Here is a 397-nt window from a genome sequence, read left to right as displayed (position 1 = left end):
CGGAAGACCGTATGGGCGGCACCGCTCTTGCCGGCGGCGCGGCGGACATGGCCGGGCTCGCAGAGATCCACGGTGATGGAACTGGCGATGGCGCCGAGGGTGCGGCCCCAACCCACCACCTCGGCGATGGTCGCCTCATTCATGCAGTTCTGTAGCGAGACGACGAAGCCACCCGGGGCGAGATACTGTCGCACCATCATGGTCGCCCAAGCCGTGTCATAGGATTTCACGCAAACAAAGGCGATATCGATCAGTGATTCCTTACTAAGACTCTGCAACTCGGTCAGGTGAAGGGCGCGGACTGGCACACGGAACTCCGGTACGTCGCGCAGGTGACTGATGCGAAGACCGTCGGCGCGCATCGCCTCGACGTTCTCCGGCCACATGTCCACGAAGG

At 63.0% G+C, this 397-nt stretch carries 1 protein-coding gene; it reads right to left on the bottom strand.

Going from position 1 to position 397, the window contains the following annotated elements; all coding sequences use genetic code 11:
- Positions 1-362 (bottom strand): ketopantoate reductase family protein (locus JWG43_RS21135; RefSeq protein WP_240193697.1); only part of this gene is annotated, 362 nt, incomplete at its 3' end.
- Positions 363-397: the final 35 nt, after the last annotated feature.

The sequence above is a fragment of the Desulfobulbus alkaliphilus genome (assembly GCF_016918545.1).
GTDB classification, from domain to species: Bacteria; Desulfobacterota; Desulfobulbia; order Desulfobulbales; family Desulfobulbaceae; genus Desulfobulbus; species Desulfobulbus alkaliphilus.
Note: the sequence above shows the minus strand (reverse complement) of the source record. Positions and strands in the feature narration are given on the sequence as shown.